Origin of the sequence: Streptomyces sp. NBC_01478 (genome assembly GCF_036227225.1) — a bacterium.
Classification (GTDB): Bacteria; Actinomycetota; Actinomycetes; order Streptomycetales; family Streptomycetaceae; genus Streptomyces.
Genome location: NZ_CP109444.1, coordinates 4,333,388 through 4,353,561 on the forward strand (window position 1 = coordinate 4,333,388; position 20,174 = coordinate 4,353,561).

Genomic DNA, 20,174 nt, shown 5'->3' on the forward strand with positions numbered 1-20,174 from the left:
CTACAGCGTCTGTACGCACCCACCCCGTCCGGCCCGGTTCCGCCTCGGAGAACTCCGCCACCGGCACGGATAAGATGGCCAGCTTCTACTACAAGAGCAGTCTCAGCCGATCATGATCGGCCTGCTTGAGGTGTGCCCTACATGAGCAATACGGTCGGCGGTGTCGCCACCCACGCCCCCCTGATCCACCCGAGTCCGGCGCGGTCGACCGGCGGCCCCGCGCCGCTGCACCGCGCGATCACCCTGCTCGCCGTCATCAGCCTGTTCATCGGCACCCGCAGCGAATGGTCGACGGCGATCTCTTCCCGGCCCAAGGTCGGCGCAGTGATCATGCTCGGGTACGCCGGCATCCTGATCCTGGGCATCCTGACCCTCGCGGTGCGCAGGCGTCGCACGCTCGTACTGGTCGACGCGGGGGTGCTGCTCCTGGGCATGGTGCTGGCGCTGTGTTCGTACGTCCTCGGCGGCGGGATGAACGACGAGACGGTGCTGATGACCCAGGCCACCCACGAGTTGGTGCACGGCCACGCCGTGTACGGGCACGAATGGCCCTGGATATTCGAACGCAGCCATGTCGGTGTGACGAAGACGATGTCGGGCGGCGCGGACTACTCCTTCGCGTATCCGCCCCTGGCCGTACTGCTGAACGCCCCCGTGTACGCGGTGATCGGCGCGAAGGCGGCCACGCTCGTCCCGACCCTCATGCTGCTCGTCGGCGCCGCGGTGCTGTGGTGGCTGCTGCCGACACCGTGGCGGTCGGCCGCGACGGCGGTCTGCCTGGGCTTCCCCATGCTCAAGGGCTACGCGGCCATGGGCTACCCGGCGATCTCGGCACTCGTGCTGCTCATCCCGGTGGTCGTCCGATGGCCCTCGATCGGCGCCGGAGGACGGCTTCGCCGCTCGGACATCGTGCGCGCCGGGCTCCTCGGAGCCGCCTGCGCGACCCACCAACTGCCCTGGTTCCTCACGCCGTTCCTGCTCGTCGGTGTCTACGCGGTACGGCGCGGCGAGCTCTCGGCGCGGGCGGCGCTCGGCGTGGTCGCACGCTTCACCGCGATCGCCGCGGTCGTGGCCCTGGCCGCCAACGCCTACTTCATCGCGCAGAGCCCCCGGGCCTGGATCACCGGCCTGGCCCTGCCGTTCAGGCAGCACGGGATCCTGCACGGCCAGGGCATCATGGGCCTGTCGTACTACTTCTCCGACGGCAGCAGCCGACTGGACTTCTACTCGTACGCCAGCATGCTGCTCGCCGCCGGACTGCTCACCCTGTTCGCCCTCTTCGTACGGCGGTTGGGCCCGGCCGCCGTCGTCCTGCCGTGGTGCGCGTTCTACCTGGCCACGCGTTCACAGGACGGCTACTACCTGCTGATGACCCCGTTGTGGGTCGCTGCCGCCGCCACCGTCACCAGCTCCGACTTCGCCTCGGCCTGGCAGCCCCGGCTGCCGTTCGGCCGGCGACGGGTCGTCAGCGCGATGGTGGCGGCGGCGGTGCTGGCGCCGGCCGCCGTATGCGTGGCCGTCGCCGCCGCGAGCGGGCCACCGCTCCGGCTGACGGTCAGCGGCGTACGGGGCGACAGCGGCGGGATCCACGGGCTCACCGTGCGGGCCACCAACTCCGGTGACACCGCGCTGACTCCGCACTTCGCCTCCAGCACCGGCGAGAGCACCTCCTCGTACTGGACCGTGCGCAGCGGCCCGGCCGTGCTGGGCCCCCACCAGTCGGCGCGCTACGAACTCGTGCCCGCCGGCGGAAGCTACGCCCTCCCGGACCGGAAGCGTCTGCGGGTCCGGCTGAGGGTGTTCACGGACCGGCCGCAGACGCTGAGCAGCGTCGACATCCGCGTGCCGAAGGGGTAGGCGGAGGACGCCGGTTCGTCCTCTCAGCGTTTCTGGGAGAACGCCCCGGCGTCCTGCCGTGCCGCGAGGTAGGGAGCGTTCTCCGCGCGGATCGAGTCCTTCTCCCACACCTCCCTGTCCCGGAGATAGCGGGGCTGGTCCGCCACGATGGACCGTGTTTCCGCGCCTCCGGTGGTGAGTCTCCAGCGCACGGTTCCGCTGACGTGCTGTGCGCAGATGTCGATGAAGGCCTGCAGAGCGCCGTGGAGTTCGCCGTACCAGCGGCCCTCCAGGGATTCCCGGACCCACAACTGTTCGAGGTGCATCTTCTCGCGGATTGTCTCCGCCCCCAGGGAAGCGGTCTCCAGGTGGCGGTAGGTCCGCAGCAGCAGCCAGGCGGCCGGCATCTCCCGGATCTCCAGTACCTTCTCGCCGTTGTCGAGGTGCTCCAAGCCGCTGTAGCGGCCGATCCCGAAGGCGCCGACCCGTGCGTTCAGGTCGTCGACGATGTCGAGGAGCGGCTTGCGCACACCGTCGAGCGCGACGGGTTCGCCCTCGTGGAAGCGCACTTCCAGCGTCTCCGGCCGGTGTCCGGCCTCCGTCCGGCTCCAGCGGTACAGGTGTTCCGGTACGGCGTGGTCCTCGGGGTCGTCGAGAATGCCGGACTCGAACTCGCGGCACCACAGGTTGGAGTCGCCGCTGACGATGCGCTCGCTCATCCGGTCCAGGCCGACCTCCTTGAGTTCCTGGATCTTCTGGTCGCGGTCGACGGGTTCGAGGTCGTACGGGCTGCCGTAGCAACCGTCGTAACCCAGCAGGGTGAGGGCGCCGTTGAGCCGCCGCAGGGTGTTCTGCGAGCGGTTGGCGGTGTGCAGGACGGCCGCGGCGCCGAGTTCCCGGGCGAGTTCCACCGCGCAGCGGGCGATGAGCGGGCGGCTGAGGGTCGAGCTGACCGGGTGGGTGTCGAGGTAGACCGCCTGGGCCTTGATGGCGGCGCGGACGAACTCCTCCGCGAAGACCTGCCGGCCGTCGACGATGTGCAGACGGACTCCGAGTTCGTCGGCGATGCGCTGCTTCTGTTCCCGGGTCTCGTCCTCGTCGAGGTCGACACTCAGTGCGTGGACGTTGGTGAACCCCGAGTTCCGCAGGCGGAGCAGCAGGTACGTGCTGTCCAGCCCGCCGCTGAACAGGGTGACGATCGGGGCGTCCGGGCGGAGGACATCGGGGCTGAGCTGGCGGAAGGAACGGATGATCTTCGCTGGCTTGGGCACGGCACGCTTTCCGGGTTGGCCGGTGGACGGCACGAACGATGGGTCGGTGGTCATGAGGTGCTCGTCGCGTCGCTCGTGGCGCGCGTGAACAGGACGGCGAACAGGACACAGGCGGACACCAGGCCGGCGCAGGCGATCCCGATGGCGGTCCGGAACGGGATGTGCTCGGCGAGCAGGCCCCCCAGGGCGGCCCCCAGCGCGATCGACGTGAAGGCGCTGGTCCTGAAGACGGCGGCGAGCCGGCCCTGGAGCTCCCTCGGCGCCAGGTGGTGGCGGAGGGTGTTCGAGTGGACGTTGAACACGGTCAGCCCGAATCCGTAGAAGCAGAAGGTGAGTCCGCTCATGGCCATCGCCACGGTGGGCGATCCCTCCGGGACGAAGGGCAGCGCGCACGGTGCGACGGAGGCCAGCGCGGTGGAGAGGACGAGGACGGCCGAGATGCCGCGCGCGCTCCTGAACCGCGGTGCGAGCCAGGCGCCCGCCACGGATCCGATCGCGCCCGCGCCGAAGACGAGACCCACCTGCGCGGAGTCCAGGTCCAGTTCGCGGAGTGCGAACAGCATGAAGAGCGTGATCACCGCCTGTTCGAAGAGGTTGAACAGGGTCATCTGGAGCAGCAGCACCCACAGGGTCGTGGTCCGGCGCACGAACCGGGCCCCGGCGACGATCGTCGCCGTCCAGGATTCCGCGGGTCCCTCGTTCCGTTCCATCTCGCGGGCCCGGGTGCGGACGATCATGGCCGCGGCCAGGCCGAAGGCCAGGGCGATGGCGAAGAAGACCAGGTTCCCGGAGAGGGCCAGCAGGAGGCCGGCGGCCGAGGGGCCGATGACCTGGGTGATCGACATGGAGAACTGCAGGCGGCTGTTGGCTTTGGCCAGACCGCCTTCCGGGGCCAGGTCCGGGACCAGGGCGAGGGTGCCGACGCTGGCGAGGGCGTTGAGCGCCCCGGCCAGGAAGACCGTGAGCCAGAGCACCGGCGCGGTCAGGGAACCGCTGACGGCCAGCAGTCCGACCAGGGCGAGGAGGACCGCGCGCAGCGCGTGGCAGGTCATCACCAGCCGGATGCGGTTGACGCGGTCCACGACGATGCCGGCGATGGGGGTGACGACGAGGTAGGGGATGAACTGCAGCGAGGTGGTGAACGCGACCTCGGACGGTCTCAGGTCGAGGACCTCCGCGGCGATGAGCGGGAATCCGACGTTGAGGACCTGGCCGGCCACCTGGGCGAAGGACTGGCTCGCCCAGTAGTTGTTGAACTGCTTCCAGGTGATGTGCTGTTCGTCCGCGAGGAGTTGGCTAGCCATGGTCGACCGCCCAACCGAGGAGCGTCTCCTCGGAGAGCTTCGGGCTCCCGGCACGAAGGTCGGCGAGCCGCAGCTTCTCTCCCCCGGCGGCGATGGTGACACCGAGGTCCTCGGGAAGCCGGACGAGGCTGTACAGCGGCACCGCCCGCGCCCCCCGGAGCATCTTGGCGTAGAGGGCTCCGACGCCGAGGTCGACGGCCCGTACGCCGGCGCGGCCCGCGTACGCCAGCGGCTCGTAGACGAGGACGCGCGGGTAGTCCGTGGCCCGGTTCCCGAGCCGGTCCTCGTCGAGGCCGACCACGCGGACCGACATCAACCGGTTGTCGCGCACGCCGAGTGAGAAGGCCCTGGGTTCGGTGAGGCTTCCGGTGACGAACAGTCGGGGCCGCAGGCCGGAGTCCGCGGTGGCACGGATGTACGCGGTCATGCTCGCCTCGTCCGACGGCTGGCCGTGGCGCCGGTTGAGCCTCACGAGCAGGGGTGCCAGCGTCGGTGCCAGCGCATGGATCTCACTGGCCGAGTCGATGCGCACGGCCGGCTCCTCGCCCGCGATCGTCCGGAGTTCGGCCCGGATCCGGCCGCGGGTCCGGCTGTCGGAGACCGTGTCGGCGAAGGACTCGACGCCCGTTCCGCCGTCCGGCACCCGGAGTTCGGCCGCCGCGTCCACGAATCCCGCGTGCCAGTCGGCGAGTTGGCCGCGGACCGCGTCCAGGAGCGGCCGGTCGAGGTAGAGCATGCCGACGACGCTCGTCCGGTGCTCGTCCGCGATCGCCCGCAGGAGCCGCCCGGCGAGTTCCGGGTCCGGTCGACGGGCCGCGCGCAGGAATCCGTTGCGCTGACCGTTGCGGGTCCCGATGAGGACGTGCGGGCGGGAGCGGTGCAAGGAGTCCGCAGGGGGCCGGAGATCGTGCCGGTGCAGCGACCACACGTCGTAGGTGGAGCGGCCGGGCGCTTCCGGGTAGATGTGGACGGGGATGCCCAGCAGCCAGCCCGCGCTGTCGCGAGCCGCCCAGAACTCGACGGGGACGGCCGGGTTGGAGCGCCGCAGGGTCAGGCTCCAGTCGCGGGTGGTGAAGAGGCAGCTCGGTTCGGAGAGGTCGCGCCAGACGCTCTCCGGTACCTCCTCGATCTTCGTGAACCTCTGTATCTCGGGGTGATGCATCGGTGAATCCTCTTCTGTGACGCTTGCTCAGCCGTTCGATACGAGGCGTGTCTTGTGGTTGGGATCGAGAACGGACTCGCCGAAGCCGACCGCCGAGGGGACGGCGTGCGCGGGCAGTTCACCGCGCAGATGCCGACGGAGCTCGGCCGGGGTGAGGGAGCTCCCGTCCCGGACGGTGACGGTGAGCGCGAGGACGTCTCCGCGCGGGCCCGCTTCCAGCGCCGCGGCCGCCCGGGCGACCTGGGGGTGGCGGGTGGCCGCGGCCTCGATCTCCTGGAGGGCGACCCGGTAGCCGTTGACGGATATCTGCCGGTCGGCCCTGCCGGTGACGTGCAGTTCGCCGTCGGCCCCACGGGCGCCGACGTCCCCGGTCAGGTAGAGCCGGTAGCCCTCCTCGCCGAGCGGGTCGGGCCGGAAGCGGTCGGCGGACCGCTTGTCGTCGAGGTACCCGAGTGCCAGGTTCCTGCTGCGGACGACGATCTCGTCCGCGGCCGGGCCGGTGCCGGGGAGTTCGGATCCCAGCAGGACCACCGCGCCTGCCACACCGCTGCCGATGGGCACGTGCTCCCCCTCGCCGCGCGGTGCGCGCAGCTCGTGGGCGGCGGCGATCTGCGGCGTCTCCGTCGTGCCGTAGACGTTGAGGAGGCGGGCCGTGTCGCAGAGGAGCTTGGTCCGTTCCGCGATCTCGCCGGGCAGGGGGGCTCCGCCGCAGAGGATCAGGCGGAGGCGTGGCAGCCGGTGGTCCGGGTCGGTGCCCAGGAGCAGGCCGAACTCGAGCAGGGCCGGTGTGCAGTGCAGGACGGTGAGTTCCGCGCGTTCGGCGAAGGCGGCCAACCGGCCGGGCCTGCCGAGCACTTCGGGGTCGGGTACGACCAGGGTCGCGGTGCCCAGGAGCGCGGCGATCAGGTCGCGCAGGACCGGGTCGTGGCCCAGCCCGCCCAGCAGGGCGACCCGGTCGGTGGGGCCGGGGGCGAACTGCTCGGCGTACCAGCGGGACATCGCCCGCAGCGGCTCGGGCCCGACGGCGACCGCGGCCGGATCACCGGTGGTGCCGGAGGTGAAGAGGATGTGGCTCAGGCCGTCGTCGGGCGCCGGCGCGTGGCCGTCGTCGAGGCGGACCAGAGCGGGCTCCGGTGCCGGCGACAGCACCCAGCGGGGCCGGGCGGCCCTGCGGTAGCGGGCGATCCGGGCCTCCGGGTGCGCGCCGTCGACCGGCGCCGGCACGGCCCCCGCCGACCAGGAGGCGAGCAGAGCGGTGACGAAGCCGCTGCCGCGCTCGGCCCTGATGAGGATCCGGTCCTGGGGTACGACCCCCTGGGCACCGAACCACGCGGCGAGGTCTGCCACCTCGTCGCCGAGTTCCCGGTACGTGATCGTCCGGTCGGACGTCTCGATCGCGATGCCCTCCGGACGAGCCGCGACCGCCTGTTCGAGGAGGCCGACGACCGGATGCGTCGCCGGTCTGCCGGACTGCCGTGTACTCAAAATTGTCCCCCGTTTCGGTTGCGTGTGGCGGCGCGGCGGCCGTCTCGGTCAGACCCCGGCCTCGGCACCGAGCTCGGCCAGCGCGGCCGCCATCTCGCGTGCGGTGGGGTGGTCGAAGATCACGCCGATGCTCGGCTCGACGCCGAACTCCTCCGCGATCTCGGGCAGCAGCCGGATGGCCGTGATGGAGGTGCCCCCCAGGTCGAAGAAGTCCTCGTCACCGGCCACGCTGTCGAGGCCGAGGGCCTCCGCCCACAGGGCCGCGATCTTCTTCTCCATGACATCGAGTTCGGACTGCACTGGTGTTCTCCGTTTCTGGCACGGCGGTGCCTGTGGTGATGCCGTGCCTGTGGTGATGGGGTGCGGGCCCGGCCCCGCAGTTGGGTGCGGGCCCGGCGGCTAGTGGGCCGGGTCGGGTTCGGTGAGGGCCGTGAGGCGTCGGCCGAAGCCGTCGACGAGTGCCGCCGCGCGCTCGTCGGTGAGCACGTCGGTGCGCGTGATCATCGACACCGAGACGGCGTCGGCGTCGTAGGAGCCGATGAGGTTGACCGGCCGGCGCGCGGACAGGTTCGCCTTCTTGCGGCTGGTCCTCGACGTCTCGATGCCGGGAAGTCGCAGTTGCCGTTCCGCCAGTTCCTTCGGCTGGAAGGCGAACTTCACCGGATACAGGTCGTCCGCGTCGTAGCGGGCGAGGAGGTCCTCCCACTGGATGCGCGCGCTGTGGTGCCAGAGCTTGAGGCCGCTGCCGACGGAGGCGACGATCTCGTCCACCGACCGGTGGGCGCCGAGGTCCTCGCCGACGAACAGGGTCGTCGAGTAGTAGCCGAGCGCGTTCGCGGAGGCCGCCGTGGTGCGGCCCGCGTAGGCGGAGCCGAACACGGCCTCCTGGTCGCCGAGGACGTCCGCGAGGGCCTGGAGCATCGCGACCGAGGCGATGACGAACGGGGTGACCGAGTGCCTTCGGGCCGCGCCGACGACTCCGGCACTCAGCCCGGGCCAGGTGCGGCGGTGGACCGCGCCGGGGCCCTTGGGTGTCCCGGCGGCGGCGTTCAGTGCCCTGGTCTCGCGGTACCGGCGGCCGAAGAGCGTGGACCATCCGTCGAGTGCCCGGTCGTCGTGGGGTGCCTGGGCGTCGGCGTACTGCGGCGGCAGGCGGCGTGGTTTTCCACCGGTGGTGACGGCCCGGTACTCGGCGGCGAGGTCCTCGTAGAACAGCATGAACGTCCAGGCGTCGAACACCATGTGGTGTCCGCAGACGATCAGGACGGCCTCGGCCGGGTTCAGGCGGGTCAGCCACATCCGGAGCGGGGGTTCGTCGTCCAGGCCCATGGGGCGGGTCGCCGTGTCGAGGCCGGCGGCCAGCGCCTCGTCGGCGGAGTCGAAGCCCTCTCCGGGTGCCTCGGTCCAGATCCGGTCGATCAGGCCGGCCGCGGAGCCGATGGTCCGGTATCCGTCCTGGTCGGCCGGGTACCCGGAGCGGAGCACCTCGTGCCGGTCCAGGACGCGCAGGACCGCCTGCCGGAGGGCGGCGACGTCCAGCTCGCCCTTGAGGACGAACGCCTCGACCATCAGGTAGTAGGAGTCCGTACGTCCGCCGATGAACTCGAGCATGCGACGTTGCTGGGGTGACAGGGGACGGACCGTCGCGGCCGTCGTCGGAATGTCTGTGGTGGTCATCTACAGGTCCTGGTCCGTGGTCGCCTCGAGGGCCGAGGCGAACGCCGCCGCGTTCGCCTCCAGGTGGCTGATGCGGGTGGTGCCGGTCAGCACGACCGCTCGCCGGAAGGCCGCCGTGTGGAAGGCGAAGGGGTTGCCGGTGCCGGCCAGTGCGCCGGACGCCATGGGCCGGTTGAGCAGGGGCAGGTGCGAGCGCTCGGCCTCGGCGAACGCGGTGGTGAAGCCGGCGTTGGCCGAGTTCGCCGGGAACTGGACGGTGTCGAAGACGGCCACGTCGAGTGCCGCGCGCAGCGCCGCCTCGGAGGAGACGCTGACTCCTACGGCGCCGACCTCTCCGGCGGTCCGCAGGCCCTCGAACCAGGCCAGGAGCTGCTCGTCGCGCAGGTCGTCGACCGTGCACTTGTGCAACTGGAGGAGGTCGACACGGCCGAGCAGCCGACGGGACCGCTCGAAGCTCTTCTCCAGGGCGCCGAGCGAATGGTCCGGCTGCGCGCCCTCCGGGGCCGGCCAGGCCTCGCCGCACTTGGTCGCGATCACCAGTTCCTCGCGGCGGGCGGCGGGCAGGTCGCCGAGGTACTCGCCGAGCACCTCCTCGCTCCTGCCGTACGCGGCGGCCGTGTCGAAGAAGCGGATGCCCAGCTCGATCGCCCGGTCGAGGAGGGCCCGGGCCTGCTCGGCGGGGATCACGGCGGCTTCCGGGGTGGGCCACGGCCGGCCGATACCGATGAGTCCGAGCCCGAGTTCGACTCCGCGCACCCGGTGGGTCGACGTGCTGCTCATCACTTGCTCCGCGGGTGGTAGGCGAGCTGGCGCTCGACGGTCGCCGCGGCGAAGTCGCCGAGGCCGTTCACGACGTCACCGGCCTGGAGCCGGGTGCCGCGGGCGAGGCCCGCTCCCTTGAGCACGGCGCCGCGGTGGTCGGGGTCGGGGCCGGTGAAGTCGTCGCCTCCGGCCAGTTGAACGCTCTGTGCCGCGATGGCGCCGATGATCTGGGCGCCGTCGCCGATGACGCTGGAGCCGACGATCTCGGCGCCGTTGAGCAGCCGGGCGCGGTTGCCGACCGACAGTACGGAGCCGGGCTGGTTGGCCTTGATCTGGACACCGCCGGGGCCGAGGGAACACGCGTCCCCGATGTCGATCCGCCCGCCGTTCGCGGCGATCACCAGCGTCGACGGGTAGAAGGCGTTGCCGCTGCCGATGGAAATCGTCCCGCCGTCGCACTGCACCACGACACCCGGGAAGAAGGTGTTGCCCTCACCGATCACGGCATCGCGGGCGATCAGCGTCGAGAACGGGTCGAAGACGGTGTTCGTCCCGGCGAGGGCGGCCATCTCGGCGAGCGTCAGGAACGCGTTCCTGCGACGGTGCTCGTCCATCAGGCCGATGATCTTGTCCTGCACTTCCGGTCAGCTCCCCTGATTGGTCAACTCGTAGGTGTCGATGGGGCGGGCCGTGACACCGCCCTGGCCGAGCATTTCGAAGACGTGGCTGGCGACGACGTTGGCGCTGTAGGGGGCCTCGGTCATCTTCCCGGGCAGCACGACCACGGCGTTGTCGAGGACGGGAAGCATGCGGACGTTCAGGGACCGCACGCTGTTCTCGTGCACCGCGTAGTCGACCTTCACGCAGGCGGTCCGCCTCGCGGCGCTCAGGTCCGCCTTGGGGAAGCGCCACCGCACGGCCTCTTCGAGCCGGTCGGCGATCACGGGGTCCACGTCGAACGTCGGCCGGTCGACGAGGGTCGCGTCCTCGTTGAACCCGATGATGCTCCAGGCCCCGTGGTTGATCATCGCGGCCTGTTGAGGGGCCACGCCGAACACCGACACGGGCGCCACCTTGGGCGCGGTCACCAGGTGGCTCCGCCAGAGCCGGACCTGCACCGGCGGGATCTCCAGGTCCGCGCAGGCACGTTCCGTCTCGAAGCCGGCCGCGCAGACGATGAACCGGTGGGCGAGATCGAAGGCCTCGTCAGCGGTCGCGACGTGCAGAAGGTCGTCCGAGCGGCCGAGGATCCGGGCACCCAGGAGGATGCGTACGCCGCGGTTGCGCAGCTCGGCGATGAGGCTGGCGGCCAGCATCGGGGTGTTGATCCCGAGGTCGTCGACCGCGAAGGCCGCCTCGTCCGCTCCGACGCGGACGTGCTCGGCGATGTGCCCGAACTGCGAGGCGCTCAGCCGCACATGCCCGACCCTGGCCTCCTCCCATCTGCTCAGCGACTCCGCCAGCTTTGCTTCGGGAAGGATCGCGACGGCCTTGCCCTTCTCGGCCTCCACGCACTCGGAGAAGCGGCGCTGGATCTCCTCCCAGCCGAAGCGGCACCGCTTGGCGACGGCCGCTGCCTCACGGCGGTCGCGGACCGACAACGCGTGGTAAGTGCCGGCGTGCAGCCACCCCTCGTTCCGGCTGCTGGTTCCCGCGAGAGCGGCCGGCGCCTTCTCGACGATCGTGACCGTGTAACCGAGCCTGGAGAGTCGGTCCGCGCACATGAGTCCGGCAAATCCAGCGCCGACCACGACGACGTCGCAAAGCAGAGTTGAATTCATGAATCCCCCATAGATTCAGGTAGGCAGAAGGAGCTGGCAAAGGCCGGCCCAGGCCCCTTCCGATCCCGACATGTCAGGCCATCAATCGCATAACTGCGTCGGACTACCGCCCCCGCGATTACCCTAAACCACAGGTGTCCCTGCGGTAAACATTGAGCAACCATACACTGACACTCCGGCAACGAACCGAAGGTGCGACCGGAGTTATATGGGTTATTTCGGCACAGGTCACGGTATTCCCGAGGCAGACTCAAAACAGTTGCGCACAACGCTCCTCGAGTCGTAACGTCTGCCATCTGCGAGCCGCATTGGGGGCAACCCGGCCCGACGCCTGTCCGTCTCCGCATTCGTGCGCTCGACGGGGATTCAGGTAATTGTCGAGACTTCGCGCGGGCGAACTCTCTTCAAATTCAGCGCTGGGGGGCTTATGTCAACGGAATCTTTCCTTCTCGTCGTGGGTACCGGTCCGAGGGAATACCGGGAACAACTGTTCCAGTCGCTCTCCGGAAGCCACATCTGGCTGCTCTCCGACCAGGAACCCACGTGGCAGCGGGAGTACATATCCGGACACACGGTGATACCCCGCCTGAATTCTGCCCAAGTGAGTTCGAACATCAATTTCCTGCTCGACGCCGTGCGGAAACTGGCCTCATCGGTCGCCGTTCGAGGCGTACTCACTTTTGAGGAGATGTTCCTCTCCGCCACCTGCCGGATCGCCGACGAGCTCGGCCTCCCGTCGCTGGGCGACGGTGTCGCCGAGAACTGCCGCGACAAGGAACGGACCCGGCACCTGCTCACGGCCGGCGGAGTCCGGCAGCCCCGCTTCGCCTTCGCCAGAACCGCGAAGGAAGCCGCCTCGATCGGTGAGGAGTTCGGCTACCCGGTGGTCCTCAAACCCCGCGGGCTGGCCGGCAGCATCGGCGTCATCATGGTCCGCTCGACGGCCGACATCGAGGACGGGTTCCATGTCGCGGCCTCGGCCGCGCGGGACGGCGCCCAACGGCACGGCGGCGGCGCGCTGGTGGAGCAGTACCTGGCCGGCCCGGAGATCGCCGTCGACTCCGTCGTGGTCGACGGACGACTGGAGCCGCTGTACATCATCAGGAAGCGCTTCGGGCCGGAGCCGTTCTTCGAGGAGACCGGCCAGACCATCAACTCCGACGACCCGCTGCTCTTCGACGCCGACCTGATCGAGATGCTGCGGACCGCTCACACGACGCTCGGCATCCGTACCGGCATGACACACACCGAGATCAGACTGACTCCGGCCGGCCCTGTGATCATCGAGGTCAACGGACGGCTCGCCGGCGACTTCGTCCCGCACCTGGCGAAACTCGCGACGGGACTGGACGGCGCGACCATCGCGGCCCGGGTGGCCTGCGGGGAACCGCCCCTCGTCGAACGGGCGGTCCGGCGCAGCGCGGCCCACCAGATCGTCTACGCCGACCAGGACGGGACGTTCAACGCGGTCACCCTCCCCAGCCCCGCCCACCACCCCAACCTCGTGGCCACCGGAACACTCCTCCCCACCGGCACGGCCGTCGCGCTTCCCCCGCGCGGCTACATGGCCCGCCTGGGCTACGCGATCGTCACGGCGCCATCGGCAGACGAGTGCGAGGCATCTCTCGTGGCCGCGGTCGCCGACATGTCCGTCGACATCACACCATCGAGGTGAACCGGCCGCGGCCGAGGTGAACTGGGCGGGCCCGGCGACGAGTTGACGCCGGGCCCGTCCGCGCACCGCCGCACCGGCGCAGTGCCGAAGGGGCTGGATCCGGTGGCCGTACGGCCGGGGCGGGCCCTGGCGCTGAGGTGCGGCGGTTCACCGGAGCCCGCTGACGGACGGTCCCCGCCATCAGGCGAGTTCGCGAAGCGACGGCGCCGTGTCCTCCACAGCTACGGACCTGTTGCCGCCCTCCCCTCGACGTCTCACTAGCGGCGCGAGGCGGGCCGGTCCGGACGGGGCAGAAAGCCGTAGTGGATCATCCGCTTGCGTTCACCGATGACGCCAAGGCTGACGAGCGCGCCCATGACCAGCGAGTACAGGACGGTCGGGAGATCGATCCGCCCGATGGCCAACGCGGCCACCCCGCCGAAGAACACGGCACCGACGACGCCGAAGCGCAGCGGATGCTGAACGGCCCGCTTACGGCCTTCGGACGGGGGCAGATGCCCGCCGAAGGCTCGATCGACTGCGAAGAATATTCGTTTGATCCGGCCCATTGTTCTCTCCTCGCACTACATGGCCTGGCCCGGGCCCGGAGGCCCCGGCCAGGCCATGAGTCCCGGCCGCGCTAGCGACCCAGCATCATACGGAACGCGGCCCCGCTGAGCGCCGACCGGGCAGTCAGACTGGTCGCCATACCCCCGGCGCCCGCGGTGACAACGCTGGTAGCAACCGGCCAGATGGTGGCTTCCGCATACCCGCCCCAGGTCCTCTTGTCGTCAGACATTCGGTAGTTGATGGCACCTCCGATAGCGGCTGCGCCCGCCGCGCAGGCAGTGGCCGCGAGGACGCCCACACCTCCGGTCACGAAGGCGACACCAGCCGTGCAGCCGATGGTCAGGACAATGGAGACCACATCTCCGATGTGCCCCTTCACGTGATCCCATGCGGTCGACCACCAGGGCTTGTCCTCGTCCTTCTCGAAGACGTCCTTGTAGTCGTGCTGGACGGCCTTCTTGCACTGGTCGGAACTCCCCGTCGAGAGGACATAGCAGCCCGCGAACGCGTTGATCGCGCCTTTCCACTCGTCCTTCGCGTTCTGCAACCACGCGGCTGCCTCGCCCCTGCTCATGTATTGCGACCCGGAGTAACCGAGATTCTTCTTCAGCCAGTCGAAGGTCTTCTCGCTGAGTTTCTTCGACGTGTCCTGCTTCTTCCCCTTGGCGATCCACTCGTTGATCGACCCGTCGCCGACCGCTGTGCCCTTCTCCGGGTAGACCTTGCCCGAGCCGGGGTCGTAGCCCACTGACTCCTGCACGTCCTTCGGGCAGTCCGCGAGGTCGTACAGGCACGGGTCGGTGTGCGGCTCCAGGCCGGTCGGGTCGCTGTAGGCGATCGGGTTGTTCATCGAGTAGCTGTACAGGTTCATGTTCTGCGGTGTGTACGGCGTTCTCAGCGGGTCCGTGGAGATGAACCGGCCGAGTTTCGTGTCGTACATCCGGGCGCCCAGGACGGACAACCCGGTGTCGGAGTCCTCGCTCTTGCCGAGGAAGCCGTGGTCGGTGCCGCTCGGCAGGGTTCCGCTGCGCTGGGCGCCGAAGGGCAGGTAGCGGCGGCGGGTGACGGCGTTGGTCACGGAGTCCACCGTCACCGACGTCGACGCCTGCGGGTCGGACATCACCCAGGTGACGGTCGCGCCGGTGCCCGAGGTGCGCATCGCGACCGTGCTGGCGCCGTCCGCGTAGTACCGCGTGCCGGTGAGGGTGGTGCCGGCCTTGCGGATCTCCTGGCCGCCCAGGTAGAGGACCGTGGCCGCGCCGCCCTTGCGGAGCAGCAGGTTGCCGTCCGCGTCGTAGACGTACGACGTGGCCGAGGCACCCGTGGTCTGGACGAGCTGTCCCAACTCGTTCCAGATGAGTGTGGTGCTCGCCCCCTTCACCGTCTTCGACGTCATCTGGCCGGCGTTGTCGTAGCCGTAACTGTCGGTTCCGGTCGGCGTCTTGACGGTGGAGACGGCGTGCGGACGCGTCGCGCCCGGGGTGTACGTCGACTGGTCGGCGGAGTAGCCGGGGTAGACGTAGTCGTTGACCTCGGCGCCGGTGGACTTGGTGTCGGTGACCTTCTGGAGGTTGCCGGCGCCGTCATAGGTGTAGTCGAGCTGGTACGGGTCCGTGCCGGTGGCCAGGTCGGGCGCGAACGGGCCCGTGCAGCCGCTGGTGCTCAGCGTGGTGTACGCCTTGGAGATCCGGTTCAGCTCGTCGTAGTTGAAGCACTGGTGCTGGCCGGTGGTCTTGTCGTTCAGATCGGTGATCTGGCCGCCCAGGTCGTAGGTGTAGTCGTCGTTCTGGACGGTGCCCTTGGCCGTGGTGGTCGTGGTGATGTTCTTCAGCCAGCCGGTGCCGGTGGTGTCCTCGTAGGTGTAGGCGCGCTTGGCGCTGTTGGCGGCACCCGTGACGCCGTAGGTGCGGCCGGTGAGGCGGCCGAGGGAGTCGAAGTCGGTGCCGTCGACATAGGTGGTGCCGCTGATGCTGCTGGTCACCTTGTCCTCGAGACCGGACGCGTCGTACGACGTGGTCACCGTCTCCGCCGGCAGCCCGGCGGTAGCGGGGTAGGCGACGGTGTTGTTGTGGCCCGCGGCGTCGTAGCCGTAGGTCGCGGTGTAGGTGCCCTGCAGCCCGTTGCCGTCGGTGGGGACGGTGACCTTGCTGTCGGTCAACTGGCCGTTGGCGTCGTACTTCACGGCCTCGGTCGTGTAGGCGTAGCCGCCCGCGTACGAGGTGGAGGTGGCCGACCTGCCGATGCCGCCGGTCGCGGTGTCGTAGGTCTTGCGGGTCAGCACGGTGCTGCCCTTGGACACGGTGAGCGGCCGGTTCAGGTTGTCGTAGGCGTAGGTCAGGACGGCGTTGTTGCCGTCGGTGGTCTGCTGGACCAGGCCGTTGGCGTCGTACTGCGTCAGCCGTGTGCCGGTGTCCAGCTCGACCGACTTGGTCGTCTCGCCGAGCCAGTTGTACTCGTACGTCGAGATGTTGCCCTTGGCGTCGGTGAGCTTGGTCAGATGGCCGGAGCGGTCGTACTCGTAGCTGGTGGTGTAGGTGGACCCGCCGAACTCCACGATCTTGGAGGTCTGGCCGAAGACGTCGTTGTACACGTTCCTGCGCTCGCCGACGGCCGGCATCTCGGTGACGTAGTCGCCGTGGTAGTTGTTCAGCGTCTGCCGCTGGGCCTGGGGGTTGCCCAGCGCCATCAGCCGCGACTGGGTGGTGCGGCCCGCGTAGTCGATGAGCAGGTCGGTGTACGAGGGCAGGTTCGCCACCGTGGGCAGCACCATCCCGGAGCCGGCCGTGGAGGCGTTGTAGAACGGCGCGCTGGTGCCGGTGACGTTGCCGGAGGTGTCGTACCGGGTGGAGACGACGGTCCGGCCCGAGCCGGTCGGTGCCAGGGTCTGGGTCTCGCGGGTGCGGCCCAGGCCGTCGGTGTAGGTGTAACTGGTCATGAACGTGGAGCCGGAGAGCAGTTGCTGGGTCGTCACCTTCGGCGGGACGGTGGACACCAGGTCCGGGACGCCCTCGCTGTTGTCGGACGTGGTGATCGTGTAGCTGAACTTCGCCGTCGGCGTGCCGTCCGGGTAGTTGGCGATCTGGGCCGGCTTGAAGACCTGGACGACGCGGCCCACCGCGTCGAGCACGGTCCGGGTGGTCTGGCCGTTCGCGTCCAGGACCTGCTGCGGGATGCCCCACAGCCGGGACGACCAGGTGGTGGTGGACTGCGCGGTCGCGGGACCGGTGTCGTCCGGGTCGGGAGTGGTGACCTTGACGCCGCTGACCGGCCAGGACGTGTTCGGCTGGTAGAGGGTCGTGGTGGTCTTGTTCTTGCCGTCGGTGGTCGACGTGGTCCGGCCCGCCGCGTCGTAGCCGTACTTCGTGATCCGGTAGTTCGTTCCGTCGGTGTACTTCAGGACGGTGGTGATGTTGGCGTCGCCGGGCTTGTTGTTGGCGGCCGGCTCACTGCCGGTCGCGAGCGCCGCGTTGTCGAAGAGCTTGACGGCGTGGCCGTTCTGCTTGCTCAGCCGGTCGGTGGCGGCGCAGTCCGCCTCGTAGTGGCGCACGTCGTCCTGCAGCACCATCCAGCGCTGGACCTGCGAACTCGGGAACAGGTCCGTGTTGTAGGCGTAGCCGTACGTCGTGCAGCGGTTGTCGTCGAAGGAGCTGAGGCCCCAGTCGTTGGTGCGGACCGGGCGGCCGTACGTCGAACTGCGCGCGTCCGCGTCGTCGTACTCGTCCTTGACGATGTGCTCGCGCCAGCCCGCGGAGGTCAGGTCGTGCGTGGTGGTCTTGGACTCGCGCACGAAGCGGGCGTCGGGCAGGCCGTCGTACTGGGCGGTGTCGTAGGCCCAGTACTCGTGCCACACCCGCTTGTGCGACTGGCCGGTGCCGTCGCGGTCGCTGGCCTCCAGGATCCGCCCCGCCAGCCAGGGCGAGTCGGTCTTCGCCGCGCTGCCGCTGTCACCGTCGTCGACGGTCACGGAGCGGGTGGCCGACGAGTCGGTCTTGGAGGTGCGGTCGCCGTCCATGCCGCGGTACAGCCAGTAGTAGGTGGAGGCGGCGTTGTCCTTGGTGCCGGTGTGGACCTCGACCTGCTGGTAGCCGCGCCAGTCGGTCCAGGACTCGTTCGCGTCCTTGACCAGCGGGTCGTTGGGGTACGCCCAGGCGGGCTTGCCCACGTAGTCGTACGTCGTCGTCATGACCGGGTCGCCGTCGTTGGCGGTGCCCGCTCCGGGTCCGGGGTCGACGCTGACCTTGGCGACCACGTACTTCTTGAACCAGCCGGTCTTCTCGGTGGTCGAACCCTCGGGCACCCAGCGCTGCTTGAAGCAGGCCTGGGTGTTGTTGGACTCGGACGGCGGACTGTTGATGTCGCAGGTGTCCTGGTCGTCGTAGTTCCGGTAGGTGACGTTGGTGAACGCGCCCAGGTCTCCGTGGATCTGGGTGACGCGCCGGAAGTTCAGTACGCCGCCGCCGAGTTGGTTGTCCCGCCACTCGCCGTTGATGTTGATGGTGGGCAGGGTGATGTCCGTACCGTTGCCGTATCCGCGGCGCTGGACGTAGTCCAGCCAGAGGTTGGCGTCGATCACGCCGTCCGGGTTCGGCAGGCCGTACTTCATCTGGTACTGCATCGCCGGGTCCCAGGCGGAGCTGTCGTTGTCCCGGACCCAGGTCTTGACGTCCCACAGCATCTTCGTGGCGAAGAACGTCGGCGAGTACGTCTCACCGGTGATGGACTTGCAGCCGTCGGTGCCGTCGCACATCAGGTCCGTGGGCACGTCGGGATACGAGCTCGGGTTGCTGGAGATGCCCGGGCAGGGGTCCGGTTCCTTGGCCAGTGGGTCCGTGTCGTTCATCCGCTCCACGCAGCGGCCCACGTACCGCAGCTCGACCTGGGCGGGCAGTTGCGCGCCGGCGATCTGCGAGGCCCAGCCGTACTCGATGCGCACCGGGTAGGCGGCGGAGTCGTAGGTGCGGGCCTGGTCGGTGAGCAGGACGGAGCGGTACTTGTTCTGTTCCTTCTCGTAGAAGTAGGCCGTCTCGACCTCGTTGGGGTCCACGACCCGGTCCAGGCCCCAGCGGTACGCCTGGGTGGAGACGCCGACGCCGCCGTTGTAGCCGGGCTCGCCCGGGTTGTTGCCGAAGACCGGGACGGTCAGCACGGAGTTGGTCGCGGTGCCCGTCTGGCGCTCCGAGCGGCCCCAGCCGAAGTAGTAGCGCATGCCCTCCTGGGTGGAGACCACCCAGTACTCGTCGTCCGAGCCGTAGCCGCCGGACAGATGCTGCACCCGCCAGCCCGGGTCGTCCAGGACGTGGTACCAGCCGGTGCCGTCGTTGTCCTGCACCAGTTGCGAGGTCACGCCGTTGAGGCTGATGACGTAGACCGCGCCGTCGGGCTCCGTGGTGGAGTTCGGCGAGTCCCAGCACAGGTCGCCGACCCAGCCGGTGCCGGTGCCGTCGTCCTGGCAGCCGCGGTAGCGGCGCTCGATGAAGCCGATGCCCAGGTCCCAGCCCAGGCCGGCCGTCCCGGCCTGTGTGTTCACGGCCGAGGTCATGCCGTCCACGGACTGCGAGTTGTAGTTGAGCGACAGACTCGGCGCGCTGCCGGCCGGGGGCGTCGGTACGTCGATCGGGAGGTTGTACGTGAACGCGCCCGACCCCTTGGAGACGTTCCACGAGCCGGTCGGGCTCAGCGGGGAGGCGCGGTAGTCGCCGGCGTCGGACGACGAGCCGGACGCCAGCGCGTACACCGTCCCGGAGTCGGTGGTGGCGGCGGCGAGGGTCTGGGCGGACTGGAACTGCGACAGCGTCGAGCCGTTGGGCTGGATCACCGAGACGCGGGCGGCCGGGTCTCCGTCGGCCTGCACGGTCGCCGTGATCGTGTTCTTCGCCGTGTCGTTGGTGATCGGCACGGACTTCGGGGTGTCGTGCGAGCAGCCCTTGGCCTTCGGTGTGGTCAGTGCGCACGCGGGCAGGGCGACGAGGCGCAGCCGGGAGGCGAAGTTGCCGCCGTAGGCGTCCTTGAAGCCGGAGTAGTCGATGGCGACGCGCACCGGGCCCGGAGTGCCGGTGCCGTCCCGCCGGGTGACCCGGACGCCCACGCCGGTGCCGCCGGCCGGCGCCAGTTGGGCGCGGTCGAGGACCTTGACGTCGACGTCCTTCGGGGCGGCGGTGAGCGGTGACCGGGTCCCGGCGAGGGACGACACGAGGGCCGCCGCCGAGGCGGGTCCGACCTGGACCGTCGCCTTGCCGCCGGCCGCCGGGGTGACCGGAGCGGACTTGCCGGCCGCCATGCCGGACAGGGATATCCGCGCCTCGGCCGCCTTCGGCCAGGTCGCCCGGACGGGCTCGGTCCGCGTCGGCTCCGCGCCGTCACGCGGCACGCTCCCGGACGTCTCGGCAGGTACGTTCACCGGCTTCGGCGCCAGCGTGACGACCGCCGCCGCGGCCTCGACCGCCGGTGCCCCCAACAGCGTCGTGGCCACTGCCGCGGCCAACGCCCACGACAAGTTCGATCTGTGTCTGCGCCTCAAACGCACGGACCATCCCCCCAAACCAACAAAACCGGCCCATATCACACCAGGAAAGCAAAGTGAACAGGCCATGACATTGGGTGGTCGGTGAAGTGGCCACCAGTCACAGCCTGATCAAAGGTGCACGTTAAACGGCCTTCACGGTCAGCCGACAG

The 20,174-nt window shown here is 69.6% G+C and carries 13 protein-coding genes; 2 read left to right on the plus strand and 11 right to left on the minus strand.

Features of this window, described 5'->3' with window-relative positions:
- The first annotated feature begins 141 nt into the window (after positions 1 to 141).
- Positions 142 to 1,857: a hypothetical protein gene (locus OG223_RS19425; protein WP_329249999.1), complete on the plus strand. Its 1,716-nt coding sequence runs from the start codon at positions 142 to 144 to the stop codon at positions 1,855 to 1,857.
- 23 nt (positions 1,858 to 1,880) lie between these two features.
- Here OG223_RS19425 and OG223_RS19430 read toward each other — a convergent pair whose 3' ends face one another.
- The 9 genes from OG223_RS19430 to OG223_RS19470 all read right to left on the minus strand — a co-directional run bounded on the left by OG223_RS19430 (position 1,881) and on the right by OG223_RS19470 (position 11,278).
- A complete protein-coding gene (locus tag OG223_RS19430; RefSeq protein ID WP_329250002.1) occupies positions 1,881 to 3,161 on the minus strand; it encodes an argininosuccinate synthase-related protein in 1,281 nt (426 codons plus the stop codon).
- Positions 3,158 to 4,411 (minus strand): MFS transporter, encoded by a 1,254-nt coding sequence (locus OG223_RS19435; protein WP_329250005.1) that lies wholly within the window; start codon positions 4,409 to 4,411, stop codon positions 3,158 to 3,160. Before OG223_RS19435 ends, OG223_RS19430 begins: the two co-directional genes overlap by 4 nt.
- Positions 4,404 to 5,573 carry a GNAT family N-acetyltransferase gene (locus OG223_RS19440; RefSeq protein ID WP_329250008.1) on the minus strand — a complete coding sequence of 390 codons (1,170 nt, stop codon included), beginning with the start codon at positions 5,571 to 5,573 and terminating at the stop codon, positions 4,404 to 4,406. Before OG223_RS19440 ends, OG223_RS19435 begins: the two co-directional genes overlap by 8 nt.
- A gap of 27 nt (positions 5,574 to 5,600) precedes the next feature.
- The gene (locus OG223_RS19445) at positions 5,601 to 7,058 is read right to left on the minus strand and encodes an AMP-binding protein (protein ID WP_329250011.1); all 1,458 of its coding nucleotides are present in this window, start codon (positions 7,056 to 7,058) and stop codon (positions 5,601 to 5,603) included.
- A gap of 48 nt (positions 7,059 to 7,106) precedes the next feature.
- Complete coding sequence (locus tag OG223_RS19450) at positions 7,107 to 7,358, minus strand: phosphopantetheine-binding protein (protein ID WP_329250013.1); 252 nt, start codon at positions 7,356 to 7,358, stop codon at positions 7,107 to 7,109.
- A gap of 99 nt (positions 7,359 to 7,457) precedes the next feature.
- On the minus strand, positions 7,458 to 8,735 hold the full coding sequence (locus OG223_RS19455) for a condensation domain-containing protein (RefSeq protein WP_329250016.1): 1,278 nt from the start codon (positions 8,733 to 8,735) through the stop codon (positions 7,458 to 7,460).
- Positions 8,736 to 9,515, minus strand: coding sequence for an aldo/keto reductase (locus OG223_RS19460; protein ID WP_329250019.1), 780 nt, complete (start codon positions 9,513 to 9,515; stop codon positions 8,736 to 8,738).
- Positions 9,515 to 10,135: a hypothetical protein gene (locus OG223_RS19465; protein WP_329250022.1), complete on the minus strand. Its 621-nt coding sequence runs from the start codon at positions 10,133 to 10,135 to the stop codon at positions 9,515 to 9,517. The genes OG223_RS19460 and OG223_RS19465 overlap by 1 nt, the downstream gene beginning before the upstream one ends.
- A gap of 6 nt (positions 10,136 to 10,141) precedes the next feature.
- Positions 10,142 to 11,278, minus strand: a complete 1,137-nt coding sequence (locus OG223_RS19470; RefSeq protein WP_329250025.1) for an FAD-dependent oxidoreductase — start codon at positions 11,276 to 11,278, stop codon at positions 10,142 to 10,144.
- A 601-nt stretch (positions 11,279 to 11,879) separates the two neighbouring features.
- On the opposite strand from OG223_RS19470, the gene OG223_RS19475 reads away from it, so the two are divergent.
- A complete protein-coding gene (locus OG223_RS19475) occupies positions 11,880 to 12,953 on the plus strand; it encodes an ATP-grasp domain-containing protein (protein WP_329250027.1) in 1,074 nt (357 codons plus the stop codon).
- A gap of 257 nt (positions 12,954 to 13,210) precedes the next feature.
- On the opposite strand, the gene OG223_RS19480 is transcribed toward OG223_RS19475, so the two are convergent.
- Entirely contained in the window at positions 13,211 to 13,501 is a 291-nt protein-coding gene (locus tag OG223_RS19480; RefSeq protein ID WP_329250030.1) for a hypothetical protein, read from the minus strand.
- Between the two features lie 71 nt (positions 13,502 to 13,572).
- A complete protein-coding gene (locus tag OG223_RS19485; RefSeq protein ID WP_329250033.1) occupies positions 13,573 to 19,995 on the minus strand; it encodes an RHS repeat-associated core domain-containing protein in 6,423 nt (2,140 codons plus the stop codon).
- Positions 19,996 to 20,174: the final 179 nt, after the last annotated feature.

Bases quoted from the DNA above. Each gene is read 5' to 3' on its own strand.
- OG223_RS19435 (WP_329250005.1), bottom strand. From the start codon at position 4,411: ATGGCTAGCCAACTCCTCGCGGACGAACAGCACATCACCTGGAAGCAG.
- OG223_RS19425 (WP_329249999.1), top strand. From the start codon at position 142: ATGAGCAATACGGTCGGCGGTGTCGCCACCCACGCCCCCCTGATCCAC.
- OG223_RS19480 (WP_329250030.1), bottom strand. From the start codon at position 13,501: ATGGGCCGGATCAAACGAATATTCTTCGCAGTCGATCGAGCCTTCGGC.
- OG223_RS19460 (WP_329250019.1), bottom strand. From the start codon at position 9,515: ATGAGCAGCACGTCGACCCACCGGGTGCGCGGAGTCGAACTCGGGCTC.
- OG223_RS19430 (WP_329250002.1), bottom strand. From the start codon at position 3,161: ATGACCACCGACCCATCGTTCGTGCCGTCCACCGGCCAACCCGGAAAG.
- OG223_RS19455 (WP_329250016.1), bottom strand. From the start codon at position 8,735: ATGACCACCACAGACATTCCGACGACGGCCGCGACGGTCCGTCCCCTG.
- OG223_RS19440 (WP_329250008.1), bottom strand. From the start codon at position 5,573: ATGCATCACCCCGAGATACAGAGGTTCACGAAGATCGAGGAGGTACCG.
- OG223_RS19470 (WP_329250025.1), bottom strand. From the start codon at position 11,278: ATGAATTCAACTCTGCTTTGCGACGTCGTCGTGGTCGGCGCTGGATTT.